Source organism: Alkalihalobacillus sp. NPDC127517 (assembly GCF_050276055.1).
In the GTDB taxonomy this organism is placed as follows: Bacteria; Bacillota; Bacilli; order Bacillales; family Bacillaceae_D; genus Alkalicoccobacillus.
On sequence record NZ_JBNNQX010000010.1, the window covers coordinates 62,193 to 78,734 of the forward strand.

At 41.0% G+C, this 16,542-nt stretch carries 14 protein-coding genes; all 14 read left to right on the forward strand.

What is annotated here, in order from left to right:
* The first annotated feature begins 29 nt into the window (after positions 1-29).
* The 14 genes from ACQKKO_RS14645 (at position 30) to ACQKKO_RS14710 (ending at position 16,535) form a co-directional block, all read left to right on the forward strand.
* Positions 30-4,328: a PolC-type DNA polymerase III gene (locus ACQKKO_RS14645; RefSeq protein ID WP_498648656.1), complete on the forward strand. Its 4,299-nt coding sequence runs from the start codon at positions 30-32 to the stop codon at positions 4,326-4,328.
* Positions 4,329-4,499: 171 nt separating this feature from the next.
* Positions 4,500-4,970, forward strand: coding sequence for a ribosome maturation factor RimP (gene rimP, locus ACQKKO_RS14650; RefSeq protein WP_498648423.1), 471 nt, complete (start codon positions 4,500-4,502; stop codon positions 4,968-4,970).
* A gap of 32 nt (positions 4,971-5,002) precedes the next feature.
* Entirely contained in the window at positions 5,003-6,136 is a 1,134-nt protein-coding gene (gene nusA, locus ACQKKO_RS14655; RefSeq protein WP_498648425.1) for a transcription termination factor NusA, read from the forward strand.
* A gap of 22 nt (positions 6,137-6,158) precedes the next feature.
* The gene (gene rnpM / locus ACQKKO_RS14660) at positions 6,159-6,437 is read left to right on the forward strand and encodes an RNase P modulator RnpM (protein ID WP_498648426.1); all 279 of its coding nucleotides are present in this window, start codon (positions 6,159-6,161) and stop codon (positions 6,435-6,437) included.
* On the forward strand, positions 6,434-6,745 hold the full coding sequence (locus ACQKKO_RS14665) for a YlxQ family RNA-binding protein (protein WP_498648427.1): 312 nt from the start codon (positions 6,434-6,436) through the stop codon (positions 6,743-6,745). The genes rnpM and ACQKKO_RS14665 overlap by 4 nt, the downstream gene beginning before the upstream one ends.
* Before the next feature lie 16 nt (positions 6,746-6,761).
* Complete coding sequence (gene infB / locus ACQKKO_RS14670; RefSeq protein ID WP_498648429.1) at positions 6,762-8,903, forward strand: translation initiation factor IF-2; 2,142 nt, start codon at positions 6,762-6,764, stop codon at positions 8,901-8,903.
* A complete protein-coding gene (locus tag ACQKKO_RS14675; protein WP_498648431.1) occupies positions 8,900-9,181 on the forward strand; it encodes a DUF503 domain-containing protein in 282 nt (93 codons plus the stop codon). Before infB ends, ACQKKO_RS14675 begins: the two co-directional genes overlap by 4 nt.
* A 17-nt stretch (positions 9,182-9,198) precedes the next feature.
* Complete coding sequence (gene rbfA / locus ACQKKO_RS14680; RefSeq protein WP_479821584.1) at positions 9,199-9,555, forward strand: 30S ribosome-binding factor RbfA; 357 nt, start codon at positions 9,199-9,201, stop codon at positions 9,553-9,555.
* 80 nt (positions 9,556-9,635) lie between these two features.
* Entirely contained in the window at positions 9,636-10,571 is a 936-nt protein-coding gene (gene truB, locus ACQKKO_RS14685; protein WP_498648658.1) for a tRNA pseudouridine(55) synthase TruB, read from the forward strand.
* Positions 10,571-11,521 (forward strand): riboflavin biosynthesis protein RibF, encoded by a 951-nt coding sequence (ribF, locus tag ACQKKO_RS14690; protein ID WP_498648433.1) that lies wholly within the window; start codon positions 10,571-10,573, stop codon positions 11,519-11,521. The genes truB and ribF overlap by 1 nt, the downstream gene beginning before the upstream one ends.
* 138 nt (positions 11,522-11,659) lie before the next feature.
* Positions 11,660-11,929 (forward strand): 30S ribosomal protein S15, encoded by a 270-nt coding sequence (gene rpsO / locus ACQKKO_RS14695; protein WP_203087194.1) that lies wholly within the window; start codon positions 11,660-11,662, stop codon positions 11,927-11,929.
* A gap of 140 nt (positions 11,930-12,069) precedes the next feature.
* Entirely contained in the window at positions 12,070-14,184 is a 2,115-nt protein-coding gene (gene pnp, locus ACQKKO_RS14700; RefSeq protein WP_498648436.1) for a polyribonucleotide nucleotidyltransferase, read from the forward strand.
* Between the two features lie 103 nt (positions 14,185-14,287).
* Positions 14,288-15,298 (forward strand): polysaccharide deacetylase family protein, encoded by a 1,011-nt coding sequence (locus ACQKKO_RS14705; protein ID WP_498648439.1) that lies wholly within the window; start codon positions 14,288-14,290, stop codon positions 15,296-15,298.
* Positions 15,282-16,535, forward strand: coding sequence for a M16 family metallopeptidase (locus ACQKKO_RS14710; RefSeq protein ID WP_498648441.1), 1,254 nt, complete (start codon positions 15,282-15,284; stop codon positions 16,533-16,535). The genes ACQKKO_RS14705 and ACQKKO_RS14710 overlap by 17 nt, the downstream gene beginning before the upstream one ends.
* The last annotated feature ends 7 nt before the right edge of the window (positions 16,536-16,542 follow it).

Sequence of the window (16,542 nt, forward strand, 5' to 3'; positions counted from 1 at the left end):
TATTGACCACATTAGAGGGGGTGCCAGAAATCGATCAAGAAAAACAAACACGACAAGAACGGCTTCAACTGTTATTGACGCAATTACAAATACCTGAAGATCTTATAACTAGTTATTTTGCTGATGGCTTTATCCAAAAGCTAGTGATCTCAAAAGAAAAGAAAAGCTGGCACTTTCATATTTCATTACCAAACTTAGTACCAGCATCCGTTTATCAGTTGTTTGAAGATAGACTTTCTCAAACATTTAAGCATATTGCAACAGTTACTCATAGCTTCTCCTATCAGTCATCTACACCAACCGAATCCGTTTGGTTAGGTTACTGGCCAATGATTGCAGCAACGGTTACCGATGTTTCAGATTCCTTGCGAAATCTACTCAAGAACCAAACGCCCAATTATGATGGACGAACTGTAACCATTCAAGTGCGAAACGAAACAGAGGCTACTGCTTTAAAGCGGAAGCTAGCAGATCCACTTAATGAATGTCTGAATCGATTTGGTTTACGGGATGTGTTACTGGAAGCAACATATCAAGAATCCACAAAAGCATTTGAACAATTTGTTAAGAATCGTGAAGAAGAGGATCATTCTAAAGTAGTAGAAGCCATGATTGAGAAGAAGAAAGCAGAAGAACAAGTGGCGAATGAGCTTCAAGGAAAACCGCTTATGCTTGGATATCCAATCAAGGATGACGCGACTCCAATTGAAGGAATCGTGGATGAAGAACGCCGAATTACAGTCCAGGGGTATGTGTTTGCCGCGGAAATACGTGAGCTACGAAGTGGGCGTTCTTTATTAACCTTTAAAATCACGGATTATACAGACTCGATTCTCGTAAAAATCTTCTCGCGTGATAAAGAAGATCTTCCTCTACTTGGCGCTGTGAAAAAAGGGATGTGGTTAAAGGTTCGTGGAGGGATTCAAAACGATACCTTTGTTCGTGATCTTGTGATGATCGCAAACGACATTAACCAAATTCAGCCTGATGTTATCGTCGATCAAGCAGAAGAAAAAAGAGTGGAGCTTCACCTGCACTCATCAATGAGTCAGATGGATGGCATGACATCAGTAGGTAGATATGTAGAACAAGCCGCTGCATGGGGTCATAAAGCAATGGCTATTACAGATCATGGTGTAGCGCAGGCCTTTCCAGAGGCTTACTCAGCTAGTAAAAAACATGGTGTAAAAATTTTGTTTGGACTTGAAGCGAACCTGGTTGATGATGGCGTGCCAATTGCTTATAACGAGCAAAGGCTAGATCTTGAAACAGCGGAATATGTTGTGTTTGACGTTGAGACCACCGGTTTATCTGCAGTTTATAACACGATCATTGAACTCGCAGCCGTTAAAATAAAAGATGGGGAAATTATTGACCGGTTTGAATCATTCGCCGATCCACATGAACCCCTGAGTAACACTATTATGAACTTAACAGGAATTACTGATGACATGGTGCGCGGGCAGCCTGAAGTGGAAGATGTCTTAAAGGACTTTTATGAATTTGCTAAAGGCTCTGTCCTCGTAGCGCACAATGCAAGCTTTGACATTGGCTTCTTAAATGTAGGCTATAAAAAGCTAGGTATGGGCGAAGTGCAGCATCCAGTCATAGACACCCTGGAGTTAGGACGTTTTCTTTACCCAGAGCTAAAGAACCATCGTCTAAATACATTATGTAAGAAATTTGATATCGAGCTAGTGAGTCATCACCGTGCTATTTACGATGCGGAAGCTACAGGCTACTTGCTTTGGAAGATGATAAAAGACTCGCGTGAAAAAGAAATTTATTCACATGATGAAATTAATCAGCACATGGGACAAGGGAATTTTCATCGCCAAAGACCGTTTCATTGCACCATTCTTGTGACTTCACAAGAAGGTTTAAAGAATTTATACAAGCTTATCAGTATTTCACATGTTGATTATTTCTTTAGAAACCCACGAATCCCGCGGTCTCAATTGACGAAGCATCGTAATGGCCTAATCATTGGCTCTGCATGTGATAAGGGTGAAGTGTTTGAAGGAATGATGCAAAAGTCAGCGGATGAAGTCGAAAGCATTGCCGCTTTTTATGATTATTTAGAAGTACAGCCACCGTCTAATTATGCGCATCTCATTGAACGTGAGCTTGTAAAGAATGAAGACGCCCTTCATGAAATTATTAAGAACATTGTTGACTTAGGTGAAAAACTTGGAAAACCAGTTGTTGCAACTGGAAATGTTCATTACTTGCAGAGGGAAGATCACATTAACCGAAAAATTCTCATTGCCTCCCAAGGTGGTGCGAATCCATTAAATCGTCAAGAGCTGCCAGAGGTTCATTTCAGAACAACAGATGAGATGCTTAAGTTATTTTCTTTTTTAGGCGAAGAAACAGCCAAAGAGATTGTTGTAACTCAGACAAATGCCATTGCGGATTTAGTTGAAGACGGGATTCAGCCAGTTCCTGATGATTTATATGCGCCTAAAATTGAGGGAGCAGATGAAGAAATCAGAAAGATGAGCTATGACATGGCGAAAAGCATCTACGGAGAAGAGCTTCCCGAAATTGTTACAGCAAGACTCGAGAAAGAGCTTAAAAGTATTATTGGACACGGTTTTGCGGTTATTTATTTAATCTCGCACAAACTCGTGAAAAAATCATTAATCGATGGGTACCTTGTTGGTTCAAGGGGGTCCGTCGGATCTTCACTTGTTGCGACAATGACGGAAATTACAGAGGTTAATCCATTAGCTCCACATTATGTGTGCCCATCCTGCTGCCACTCTGAATTCTTTGATGATGGTAGTGTTGCTTCTGGTTTTGACTTAAAGGATAAGGATTGTCCACACTGCAATGTGCCTTACGTGAAGGATGGACAAGACATCCCGTTTGAAACATTCTTAGGATTTAAAGGAGATAAGGTTCCCGATATTGACTTAAACTTCTCTGGAAGCTATCAGCCTCGGGCTCACCAATACACAAAAGAATTGTTCGGTGAAGAATATGTGTATAGAGCTGGAACCATCGGTACGGTAGCTGAAAAAACAGCATACGGTTATGTGAAAGGTTATCAAAGTGATCATGATTTAATGATGCGTGGTGCAGAGATTGATCGATTAGTATCCGGGACTACTGGAGTGAAACGAACAACCGGTCAGCATCCAGGTGGAATCATTGTTGTACCAGATTATATGGATATTCATGATTTCAGTCCGATTCAGTTCCCGGCTGATGATAAGAATTCTGAATGGAAAACCACTCATTTTGATTTCCACTCAATTCATGATAACCTGCTAAAGCTCGATATTTTAGGGCATGATGATCCGACCGTGATTCGGATGCTCCAGGATTTAAGTGGGATTGATCCAAAAACGATCCCAACGGATGATCCGGAAGTGATGAAGATCTTTAGTGGTCCAGATGTTCTTGGTGTAGACGAGGAACAAATTATGTGTAAGACAGGTACGCTTGGCATTCCGGAGTTTGGAACACGTTTTGTAAGGCAAATGCTTGAGGAAACAAAGCCAAGTACGTTTTCAGAGCTGGTTCAGATCTCAGGACTGTCGCACGGCACAGACGTATGGTTAAACAATGCCAATGAATTAATTTATAACGGTACGTGTGAATTAAAAGACGTAATTGGCTGTCGTGATGATATAATGGTGTATTTAATTTATAAGGGACTTGATTCTTCTTTAGCCTTTAAGATTATGGAGTTTGTTCGTAAAGGGAAAGGTCTTCAACCTGAATGGATTGAAGAAATGAAAAAGAACAATGTACCTGACTGGTATATTCAATCTTGTCTAAAGATAAAGTACATGTTCCCTAAAGCCCACGCAGCAGCCTATGTTCTTATGGCTGTTCGTATCGCCTATTTCAAAGTGCATCATCCGATTCTTTATTATGCTTCTTATTTTACCGTTCGTGCGGACGACTTCGATATGGATACAATGATAAAAGGTTCTACGGCGATCCGTGCACAGATTGATGAGATCAATAAAAAAGGACTCGATGCAGCTCCAAAAGAAAAAGCAGTACTAACAGTACTAGAGCTGGCACTCGAAATGTGTGAGCGGGGCTTCTCGTTCCAAAAAGCAGACTTATATCGATCATCAGCAGATGAATTTATCGTTGATGGTATGACTCTGCTTCCTCCTTTTAATTCATTAACTGGAGTTGGAACAAACGCCGCGCATAATATTGTACGAGCAAGAGGAGAAAGAGAATTTCTTTCTAAGGAAGATCTGCAGCAACGTGGGAAGCTAACAAAAACAGTGGTTGAGAACTTAGATGAACATGGCTGTCTTGAAGGACTGCCCGATTCAAACCAGCTTTCTCTCTTCTAGAGAGGGGCTTCCCTTCGGTTGCAAAAGCACCATGAGTATGCTAATCTTGATATGGTAATACTTAGAATACGTTCGGAGGAGAGTGGGGCAACCCACTCTTTCATTTTTGTGCTGCTTCATTTATAAAACGAAACGAATGATTCAATAGATAGAACGTTAGGAGGGTAAAGCTTGAGCAAGAATGTCACATCTATTACAGAAAGCCTAGTGACACCAATTTTAGCTGAACTCAATCTTGAACTCGTTGATATCGAGTACAAGAAAGAGGGGCCTAATTGGTTTTTACGTGTGTTTATAGATTCCGATTCAGGCATTGATTTAGATGATTGTGGAACTGTGAGTGAGCGTTTAAGTGAAGAGTTAGACCGTACGGATCCGATTGTGGAGGCGTACTTTTTAGAAGTATCCTCACCTGGTGCAGAACGGCCATTAAAGAAAGCGTCTGACTTACAAAAAGCAGTTGGAAAATACATTGCTATCTCAACCTATGAACCGGTTGAAGGACAAAAAGGGTTTGAAGGCACACTACAATCATTTGATGGAGAGACGGTAACAATTGAAATCACCATTAAAACGAGAAAAAAAGTGTTTGAAATCCCATATAATAAAGTCGCTAATGCGCGTTTAGCCATTCAGTTTTAAGAAAGGCCCAAGTTTGAAAGGGGGAATAAACCATGAATACTGAATTTATGGAAGCATTATCTACGCTAGAGCACGACAAGGGAATCAAAAAGGACATTATCATTGAGGCCATTGAAGCTGCTCTCATTTCTGGATATAAACGTAACTTTAACCAAGCGCAAAACGTTCGTGTTGACGTGAACCGTGATAACGGTAGCATCCGTGTTTTTGCGAGAAAAGTAGTTGTTGAGGAAGTATTTGATGCACGTTTAGAGATTACCTTAGATGAGGCACACCAAATGAATCCGAACTATGCGTTAGACGACATCATTGAAATCGAAGTGACTCCAAAGGACTTTGGACGAATTGCTGCGCAAACTGCAAAGCAGGTAGTCACGCAACGCGTACGTGAAGCTGAGCGCGGAATTATCTATTCTGATTTTATAGACCGCGAAGAAGACATTATGACGGGAATTGTTCAACGTCAGGACCATCGATTCATTTATGTGGATCTTGGTAAAGTAGAGGCACTTCTGCCGCTTAATGAACAAATGCCTAATGAGTCTTACAAGCATAACGACCGTATGAAGGCGTTTATCACTAAGGTAGAAAAAACGACAAAAGGACCTCAAATTCTTATTTCAAGAACGCACCCTGGTCTATTAAAGCGTTTGTTTGAACTTGAAGTTCCGGAAATCTATGACGGTACCGTTGAAATCAAATCCGTTTCACGTGAAGCTGGCGATCGTTCTAAGATTGCTGTTCATTCTGATAACCCAGAAGTGGATCCGGTTGGAGCATGTGTAGGACCTCGTGGTCAGCGTGTACAAACGATTGTGAATGAATTAAAAGGTGAAAAGATTGATATCGTTAAATGGTCTGAGGATCCTGTTGAATATGTAGCAAATGCGCTTAGCCCGTCAAAAGTTGTTCGTGTAAACGTCAACGAAGCTGACAAAATGACTCAGGTAATTGTGCCCGATTATCAATTATCACTTGCTATCGGGAAACGTGGACAAAATGCTCGTCTAGCGGCAAAGCTTACGGGATGGAAAATTGATATTAAAAGTGAGTCAGAGGCTGAAGAGTCAGGTTTGTTAGAACAAAAGAACTTTGAGCCAGTTCCAGAACGTGATGAACAAACGTTTTTAGAATCAACTGATTATACTTCTGATGAACGGGAATAAGAGTTAAGAAGGAGATGGATCGGTGACTCAGCGTAAGATTCCTCTTAGAAAATGTGTTGTATCCAATGAGATGAAACCGAAGAGTGAACTCATTCGTATTGTTCGCTCTAAAGAAGGGGACGTCTCTCTTGACCCTACTGGTAAAAAGAATGGCCGCGGTGCATATTTAACGAATGAAGAAGAGATCTTTTTACTTGCTAAGAAAAAAGATGCTCTCTCTAGGCATTTAAATGTGACCGTAACCCCTGAAATATACGATGAACTACTTGCTTCACGTCCCAAAGGGAAAAGTGGACTATGAGTAATCAAGATCAAAAGTGGATCTCTCTCCTTGGACTTGCTGCAAGAGCTCGTGAAATTGTAACTGGTGAAGAGATGGTTTTACAAGACGTTCGTAAAAAGCGTGTGTGTCTTGTACTGCTTGCCGCAGATGCATCAGAATCAACGGCTAAGAAAGTAAAAGATAAATGTAGCCATTATCAGATTCCAGTTAAACAAGTGGCAGACCGAACCACTCTCGGTTCAGCTATAGGGAAAGCAGAGCGTGTAGTCATTGGTATTAAAAACAGGGGATTTGCTGCAAAAATAACCGAATTATTGGACCAATGAATGTGGAGGTAAGTATATGAAAAAAATGAGAATATATGAATATGCCAAAGAACATAATTTACAAAGCAAGCAACTAATTGATCAATTAAAAGGTATGGGTGTGGAGGTTTCAAATCATATGTCTGTAGTTGACGAAGATACATTAAAAAAAGCCTCTAACCAAGGAGCACAATCAAAACCGGCGAATTCAGCGCCAAAGCAACAAAACCGTCCGAGCACAGAAAGTAAAGGGCAGGGTGGACAGACTTCAAATAAGCCAGCGGCTAAGAAACAAGGCGGAGCGCAGCGACCAAATCAACAAAATCGCAATCAACCTCAAAACCGTAACAATCATAACAACCGTAACCGTAATCGGAATAACAATCAACGCAATCGTAGTCAGCAACCTGTTAAACAGATGCCACTACCGGAGAAAATTACGTTTACAGGTTCGCTATCTGTTAGTGAACTGGCAAAAGAGCTTCACCGTGAGGCTTCTGAAATCATTAAAAAGCTAATGGGTCTTGGTGTAATGGCAACAATTAACCAAGAACTTGATAAAGATACAATCGAATTGATTGCAACAGACTATGGTGTTGAAGCGGAAGAAATCATTCCAGTGGACGAACTGGATATTGATAACTACAATGCTGAAGATACGTCTGAAGAACTTCAAGAACGTCCTCCAGTTGTGACGATTATGGGTCACGTTGACCATGGTAAAACAACACTTCTTGATTCGATTCGTAATACAAAGGTAACGGCTGGAGAAGCTGGTGGAATCACTCAGCATATCGGTGCATATCAAGTTGAAACAAACGGCAAAAAGGTTACATTCCTTGATACTCCGGGTCACGCTGCATTTACAACCATGCGCGCACGTGGTGCTCAAGTGACGGATATTACTATTCTTGTTGTAGCAGCAGATGACGGTGTAATGCCTCAAACAAAAGAAGCAATTAGCCATGCGAAAGCAGCTGGTGTACCAATCATCGTAGCAGTGAATAAAGTGGATAAAGAAGCGGCAAATCCTGACCGTGTTATGCAAGAATTAACAGAGTATCAGTTAGTTCCTGAAGCATGGGGCGGGGAAACTATCTTTGTAAACGTATCTGCAATCAATGGTACAGGAATTGATGAGCTTCTTGAGATGATTCTGCTTGTGTCTGAAGTAGAAGAATTAAAAGCGAATCCAAATAAGCTTGCTGTAGGTTCTGTTGTTGAGGCACAGCTTGATAAAGGCCGTGGACCAGTTGCTACACTACTTGTGCAAGCAGGTACTCTCAACGTTGGGGATCCACTTGTTGTAGGGAATACGTTTGGTCGTGTTCGTGCGCTTGTAAATGATCTTGGTCGCAGAGTGAAGTCTGTTGGACCATCGACGCCAGTTGAAATTACTGGATTAAACGATGTCCCTCAAGCAGGAGATCAATTCCAGGCATTTAAAGATGAGAAAAAAGCTCGTCAAATTGGGGAAGCTAGAAATGCGCGTCATCGTGATGAAACACGTACTGAAACATCACGCGTATCTTTAGATGACCTGTTTAACCAGATCCAACAAGGGGAAGTTAAAGATATAAACATCATTATTAAAGGTGATGTTCAAGGTTCTGTAGAGGCTATGCGAGGATCTCTTGAGAAGATTGAAGTTGAAGGTGTGAAAGTAAACATTATTCACACAGGTGTTGGAGCGATTGCTGAATCAGATATTATTTTAGCGTCTGCATCGAATGCGATTGTCATTGGCTTTAACGTTCGTCCGGATGTAAATGCGAAACGTACGGCTGAAGTTGAAAAAGTCGACATTCGTCTTCACCGTGTTATCTATAATGCGATTGATGAGATTGAATCAGCAATGAAGGGAATGCTTGATCCTGAGTATGAAGAAAAAGTAATCGGTCAAGTTGAAATCCGCACAACCTTTAAAGTATCTAAAATCGGTATGATTGCCGGTTCTTATGTGACTGATGGAAAGATTTCTCGCAACTCTACGGTCCGTTTAATTCGTGATGGTATCGTTATTTACGAGGGTGCAATCAATGCTTTGAAACGCTTTAAAGATGATGTGAAAGAAGTTGCAGCTGGTTACGAATGCGGAATCACGCTTGAGAACTTTAATGACATCAAAGAAGGCGACCAAATTGAAGCCTACGTTATGGAAGAAATCGTACGGAAATGATTATAGGTGCTGTCCGATGTGAACTTTTCATTTATGAGTCTGGTTCATTAAAAGCCAAGCGAGCAGTCATTAAAAGTTTGCTGACTCGCTTAGGACAGCGATACAATCTCTCTGTTTCCGAAACGGACTATCACGATTTGTGGCAGCGTTGTGAAATTGGCATTGTAGTTGTGTCCACCACCAAAAAACGGTGTGAGCAAGAGCTACAGAAAGCATTAGCGTTAATTGATGCAGATCCCGATTCAGAACGAACCCTAACAGAAATGGAATGGCTTTAGAAAGCATGAGGTGACTTATGAGTAAAGTTCGTGCAAACAAAGTAGCAGAACAAATGAAAAAAGAATTAAGTGATATCATGCTTCGTGGATTAAAGGATCCTCGAGTGAAGTTTGTGACGGTTACTGGTGTGGACGTAACAGGTGACCTTCAACAAGCAAAAGTGTTTATCACGGTTCTTGGAAGTGAAGAAGAAAAAGAAGCAACTTTAAAAGGCTTAAATAAAGCAAAAGGATTTTTACGCTCAGAGGTAGGAAAACGAATCCGCTTGCGTAAAACGCCTGAATTAGAATTTGAAATCGATTCGTCAATTGAGTACGGTAACCGAATTGAATCGTTGCTGTCAGACTTAAATCGAAACAATGATTCTAACTAAGTAGAAGGATAGCGGAGCGTAATGCTTCCTATCCTTTTTTTGCAGTCTACATTGTATGTTAAGGAGCGCGGATGCGAATGGTGCCAACAGGAATTCTACCACTTATTAAACCAGCAGGAATGACGTCACACGATTGTGTGTATCGTATTCGCAAGCTGTATCAAACAAAAAAAGTCGGGCATACTGGAACATTAGACCCTGCAGTAACCGGAGTGTTGCCCATCTGTATCGGCAGAGCTACAAAGGTCGCTGAATATATGTCGGATTTCGGAAAAACATATGAAGCTGAAGTGACTCTGGGCTTTTCCACAACAACAGAGGATGCAGAAGGAGAGATGGTTGAACAGAAGCCTGTTACCGACTCTTGGACAGAAGAGCAACTAAAAGAAACACTGTCTTCTTTTTTAGGTGAGCAAGTACAAACTCCTCCGATGTATTCAGCTGTAAAAGTAAATGGAAAACGATTATATGAGTATGCACGAGCCAATCAAACGGTTGAACGCCCGAAACGAACGATCACGATTCACTCAATTGAATTTGCAAGTGCAAGTAAGCTACATGAAGATACATATTCCATCCGTTTTACTGTAACGTGTAGTAAAGGAACGTATATCAGGACACTTGCTGTATCAATTGGTGAAGCCTTGGGCTACCCGGCACATATGTCAAAGCTTGTGCGTACAGCGTCAGGTCCTTTTGAGCTTTCGGAGTGTATAAGCTTAGAAGAGCTTGGCGAAATGGAGTTGGATACTAGATTGGATTGTCTTGTACCTTTTGAGCGTGCGTTAGAAGGGTGGAAAACAGTTCAAGTCCCTGCTCCTATAGAAGCAAGAATACGAAATGGCGCTGTTTTATCGGATGATGAACTAACGGTGTCCGAGCGTGTTGTGGTTTATTCAAAGTCAAATGAACTACTAGCAATCTATAAACCACATCCGGAGAAGCCAGGAAGAATGAAGCCTGAGAAAATTCTGTTCGATCCTGATGAGCAAGCACATAGAAAGGATAAGGAATGATGAAAACAATCTACCTAAGTCACCCCATTGATGATTCCAAAACCCTTTTTGCCCCTACTGTGTTTGCACTTGGATACTTTGATGGCGTTCATAAAGGTCATCAGCATGTGATTCGGCAAGCAGTATCATACGCCAAAGAGTATGGACTGGAATGTGCAGTTATGACATTTCATCCCCACCCTAAAGAAGTCTTAATGCAGCTCGAGCAGCCAATGCATTTTTTAACGCCACTCCCTGAAAAACTCGAGCGAATTGCCGAACTAGGTGTTGATCGCACGTATGTGGTAGAATTTAATCAATCATTTGCAAACCTGTTACCACAGGAATTTGTCGACCACTACTTAATGGCTTTAGGTGCTAAGCATGTCGTTGCGGGCTTTGATTTTACCTATGGAAAAAAAGGCAAAGGAACAATGGATACAATGCCTAATCATGCGCAGGGAAGATTCAGTAGTCTAGCTGTACCTAAGGTAGAAAGAGAAGGGATAAAAGTGAGTTCTACTGCATTGCGAGAGTTATTACAAGCGGGTAAAGTTGCAGACGTTAAGAAATTGTTAGGGGAGCCTTATCAGGTAAAAGGAACGGTTGAAGACGGAGAAAAGCGTGGACGTACTATTGGATATCCAACAGCCAATGTGAAGCTAAACCAGCGTTACATTATTCCGAAGACCGGGGTATATGTTGTTCAGGTTGAGGTACACAATAAGATGCATGTTGGTATGTGTAACGTTGGCTATAAACCAACGTTTCATAATGAAAAGCCTGATACTCCCTCTATTGAAGTGCATTTACTTGATTTTAACGAGCAAATTTATGGTGAAACCCTCACAATCATTTGGGTTGAACGTATTCGTGATGAAGTACGGTTTAATGGAATTGATGAGTTAAAGGCACAACTTGCCCTCGATAAAAAACAAACCGAAGAGATTGCACGAACAATCGATCGCTAGTTCTTACGCTTTACTCTTGCAATCTAAGGTGAAGCCATGTATAGTAATTGTTGTACTTATGTACAAAGCCGTTTCTTGGCAGGACGCTTCACCAACGTCTGCTAGGAATCCGGATATAATCTAAAGGAGGTGAATAGGATGGCATTATCACAAGAGCGTAAAAATGAGCTAATTGCTACATTTAAAACGCATGACACGGACACTGGTTCTCCAGAGGTTCAAGTGGCTATCCTTACAGAGCAAATCAACACACTTAATGAGCATTTACGTACTCATAAAAAGGATCACCATTCAAGACGTGGTCTTTTGAAAATGGTTGGTTCGCGTCGTAACTTATTAACGTACCTACGTAATAAAGACGTAACGCGCTACCGTGATCTAGTTGACAAGCTTGGCTTACGCCGATAAACATGACAAAAAGCGGGGACTTGTTCCCGCTTTTTTCTTGGTTAGATGTTAATTTGTAAAATCATAATTATGCTCATCACAGATGCTGGTCATACTAGGATGAGCGTCATTTATTCTGTGCAAGAGAGGAGTACGCGCAAATGGAACAAGGTAAACAAGAATTTTCAATGGAATGGGCAGGACGCACTTTGACAGTTGAAACGGGTCAACTTGCTAAGCAAGCAAACGGTGCAGTACTTGTTCGTTATGGAGACACTGCCGTACTATCTACAGCTACAGCGTCAAAGGAACCAAAGGATCTTCCTTTCTTCCCACTTACTGTGAACTATGAGGAACGCTTATATGCAGCTGGAAAAATCCCCGGTGGATTTATTAAACGAGAAGGTCGTCCAAGTGAGCGTGCTATACTTACAAGTCGCTTAATCGACCGTCCAATTAGACCGTTGTTTCCAGACGGCTTCCGTAATGAAGTACAAGTTATCAGTATTGTTATGAGTTCAGATTTAAATGCATCATCTGAGATGGCTGCTATGATCGGTTCTTCAATGGCTTTATCAATCTCTGATATACCTTTTGCAGGTCCAATTGCGGGTGTAACGATTGGTCGAATGGATGAAGAATTTATTATTAATCCTTCAACAGATCAATTAGCTAAAAGTGACTTAAACTTAGTAGTTGCTGGAACAAAAGAAGCCATTAACATGGTTGAAGCAGGAGCACAGGAGCTTTCTGAGGAATTAATGCTTGAAGCCATCATGTTTGGTCATGATGAAATCAAAAAGTTAATTGCTTTCCAAGAGAAAGTGGTTGCCGAAGTTGGTAAAGAGAAAAAAGAAGTCGTTCTACGTACAACGGATGCAGAGCTTGAAGCGAAGATTCGTGAAATGGCTGAGGCTGAGTTGAAACAAGCTGTTCAAGTTCAAGAAAAACATGCTCGTCAAGAAGCAATTGACGCAGTGATTAAAAAGACAATTGAACCGTTTGAAGATGACGAGGAAGTATCTATTTCTGAAGTAAAAGAAATTCTTCAAAAGTTTGTAAAAGAAGAAGTTAGACGCTTAATCACTGTAGAAAAAGTACGTCCAGATGGACGAGCTATTGATGAAATCCGCCCACTTTCTTCTCAGGTTAATTACTTAACAAGAACACACGGTTCGGGATTGTTTACACGTGGACAAACTCAAGCACTAAGTATTTGTACGTTGGGAGCATTAGGAGATGTACAAATTCTTGATGGTCTTGGTTTAGAAGAGTCTAAACGATTCATGCACCACTATAACTTCCCACAATTCAGCGTAGGTGAAACAGGTCCAATTCGTGCACCTGGCCGTCGTGAGATTGGGCATGGAGCATTAGGTGAGCGTGCGCTTGAAGCCGTTATCCCTTCTGAAGAGGACTTCCCGTACACGATTCGTTTAGTATCTGAAGTACTTGAGTCTAACGGTTCAACGTCACAGGCAAGTATTTGCGCAAGCACACTTGCAATGATGGATGCTGGGGTTCCAATTAAAGCACCTGTAGCCGGTATTGCCATGGGTCTAGTAAAACACGAAGAGCATGTTAGTGTTTTAACGGATATTCAAGGCATGGAAGATGCACTTGGAGACATGGACTTTAAAGTAGCGGGTACTAAAGACGGAATCACTGCTTTGCAAATGGATATTAAGATTTCAGGGATTGATCGTACGATTTTAGAAGAAGCACTTGCTCAAGCAAAACGCGGTCGTATGATTATTCTTGAAAACATGCTATCAGCCATCAGTGAGCACCGTACAGATCTTTCGGCATATGCTCCTAAGATTATGACGCTAAAAATTAATCCTGATAAGATTCGTGATGTGATTGGACCAAGTGGTAAGATAATTAATCAAATCATTGAAGAAACAGGCGTTAAGATTGATATCGAGCAAGATGGTACAGTCTACATTTCATCTACTGAAAAAGAGATGAACGATAAAGCACGTAAAATTATTGAGAATATTGTACGCGAAGTCCAACTTGGCGAGACATATCTTGGTAAAGTGAAACGAATTGAGAAATTCGGTGCCTTTGTTGAACTATTTAAAGGAAAAGACGGTTTAGTTCACATCTCTCAACTTGCTGAAGAACGAGTTGGTAAAGTAGAAGACGTTGTGAAAATGGGTGATGAGATCTTAGTACGTGTAACTGAGATTGATAACCAAGGGCGCGTGAACCTTTCTCGAAAAGTAATCTTAAAAGAAGAGAAAGAGAAACAAGCTGAAGCAAAACAATAAGTAACAAAACAAGAAGGACTGGATTTGTGCCAGTCTTTTTCGTATGTTCATCGTTCTACCTTGTCCTCCTCTTGCATACATTCGGTGTTGAGGAGGTTTTGTTATGAAAAAAGGTATCATGCATTGTGGATTAGTCATATTGTTGGTTCTTTTAACAGCTGGAGCATTACAAAATCCATTTTCACTTTCATATGTTGATGCAATTAGACAGACACAGGCAGAAGCCGTCTCGACCAAAGAGGACGCTCTTTATCAAGAGATAATAGAAGAAGCTAAGGCATATTCAATTCCTCCGGAGGATGCGAAAGTAGATAAAGTGTGGAAGGCTGTTCCTGGATTAAATGGTGTACAGGTTGACGTTCAAAAATCGTATGATAAGATGAAGGAACTTGGAGAATTTGATGCAAGTTTGCTTGTATTTAAAGAAGTTGAGCCTAACGTGCATTTAGATGACCTTCCTCCCTCTCCCATCTACCGAGGTAACGATCAAAAGCAAATGGTTAGCCTACTTGTAAACGTTGCTTGGGGAAATGAATACATTCCTGATATCTTAAAAACAATGAAACGTTACGATGTCCAGTCCACCTTTTTTCTGGACGGGTCGTGGGTTCATAATAATCCGAACGTAGCAAAAATGATCTATGAAGAAGGTCATGAAATAGGAAGCCATGCATACTCTCACCCAGATATGCAAACCATCTCAAAAGCAGAAATCATTGATCAGCTGGAGCGAACAAATGATGTCATTGATGCCACATTGGGCGTGACACCTAAGTGGTTTGCGCCACCGAGTGGAAGCTTTTCAGATACAGTTGTTGAAGAAGCATCAAAACAAGACATGCATACCATTTTATGGTCTGTTGATACGGTGGATTGGCGAAAACCACAACCACAGGAAATGGTTCAGCGAGTGCTTGGAAAAGTACATCCTGGTGCAATGATCTTAATGCATCCAACTGATTCATCAGCTAGAGGGTTAGAACAGCTGCTAGCAGGTATTAAAGAAAAAGGATTTGAAATTGGTACGGTGTCCGACTTGTTAGCTGAAACGCGAACAGAGTTTCCGAAGCCAACGGACAAAAGTAGGGGGTCAGAGATTGATACAGAAGATTGATTTACCAAATGGCGTTCGAATGATTGTAGAGCCACTCTCAACCGTTCGATCGGTTTCAATGGGCATTTGGGTTGGAGCAGGTTCTAGACATGAAACAGAGAAAGAGAATGGCTTGTCTCACTTGCTCGAGCATATGTTGTTTAAAGGAACAGAAACGAGAACACCGCATGATATCGCTGAAGCGTTTGACCAAATAGGTGGCCAGGTTAACGCGTTTACTTCAAAAGAATATACATGTTACTATGCAAAAGTACTTGATGAGCATGCAGGCATTGCTCTAGATGTATTGCAGGATATGTTCTTTCACTCCACATTTGATGAAGTTGAACTGGAAAAAGAAAAAAATGTTATTTTAGAAGAAATCCGCATGGTCGAGGATACACCAGATGACCTGGTTCACGAACTACTAAGTGAGGCGTGTTATGGGAATCATCCGTTAGCATATCCAATCTTAGGCACGGATGAGCGACTCGCATCATTTAAATCAGATGATCTACGCTCCTATATGAATCGTTACTACACAGGGGATTATGTAGTCATCTCTGTTGCTGGTAATGTGAATGATGAACTAATTGAGCAATTAAAAACAACGTTCTCTAAAGTGAAGCCAACTGATGCTACACTAAAAGAGAGTCATATTTTAACGGTTCCTGAGTTTGTACAAGAAAAAAGAATTCGTGCAAAAGATGCAGAGCAAGCCCATTTATGTATCGGATATGACGGCTTATCAATTGAAGATCCATCTATCTATTCATTAGTTCTTTTAAATAATACGTTTGGTGGAAGCATGAGTAGTCGCTTGTTCCAAGAAATCCGTGAAAAGAGAGGACTATGCTATTCTGTATTCTCCTATCACTCCTCCTTTTCTGATAGTGGATTATTAACCGTTTATGCAGGCACCGGAATCTCTCAATTAGACGAGCTCGTGGATGCTGTCCATCATACTACGGGAGAAATGGCATCTCACGGAATGTCTGCTAAAGAATTAAAAAACGGGAAAGAACAGCTTAAAGGAAGCTTAATGCTTAGCTTAGAGAGTACAAACAGTCGAATGAGCCGTAATGGAAAAAACGAGCTTATGCTTGGAAATCATAAGTCCCTTGACGAAATGTTAGAAGAAATCAATCGTGTCACACTCGATTCTGTGAATGAGTTGGCTACGCACATTTTAACTTCCAAACCTGCTATATCTCTTGTTAGTACAACAGGTGAATGGCCACAAGCATTAAAGGGGTAACAACAAA

Excerpts from the sequence above, each read along its gene's own strand:
- nusA (WP_498648425.1), top strand. The coding sequence starts at position 5,003 with ATGAATACTGAATTTATGGAAGCATTATCTACGCTAGAGCACGACAAG.
- ACQKKO_RS14665 (WP_498648427.1), top strand. The coding sequence starts at position 6,434 with ATGAGTAATCAAGATCAAAAGTGGATCTCTCTCCTTGGACTTGCTGCA.
- infB (WP_498648429.1), top strand. The coding sequence starts at position 6,762 with ATGAAAAAAATGAGAATATATGAATATGCCAAAGAACATAATTTACAA.
- ACQKKO_RS14675 (WP_498648431.1), top strand. The coding sequence starts at position 8,900 with ATGATTATAGGTGCTGTCCGATGTGAACTTTTCATTTATGAGTCTGGT.
- rbfA (WP_479821584.1), top strand. The coding sequence starts at position 9,199 with ATGAGTAAAGTTCGTGCAAACAAAGTAGCAGAACAAATGAAAAAAGAA.
- ribF (WP_498648433.1), top strand. The coding sequence starts at position 10,571 with ATGAAAACAATCTACCTAAGTCACCCCATTGATGATTCCAAAACCCTT.
- rpsO (WP_203087194.1), top strand. The coding sequence starts at position 11,660 with ATGGCATTATCACAAGAGCGTAAAAATGAGCTAATTGCTACATTTAAA.
- pnp (WP_498648436.1), top strand. The coding sequence starts at position 12,070 with ATGGAACAAGGTAAACAAGAATTTTCAATGGAATGGGCAGGACGCACT.
- ACQKKO_RS14705 (WP_498648439.1), top strand. The coding sequence starts at position 14,288 with ATGAAAAAAGGTATCATGCATTGTGGATTAGTCATATTGTTGGTTCTT.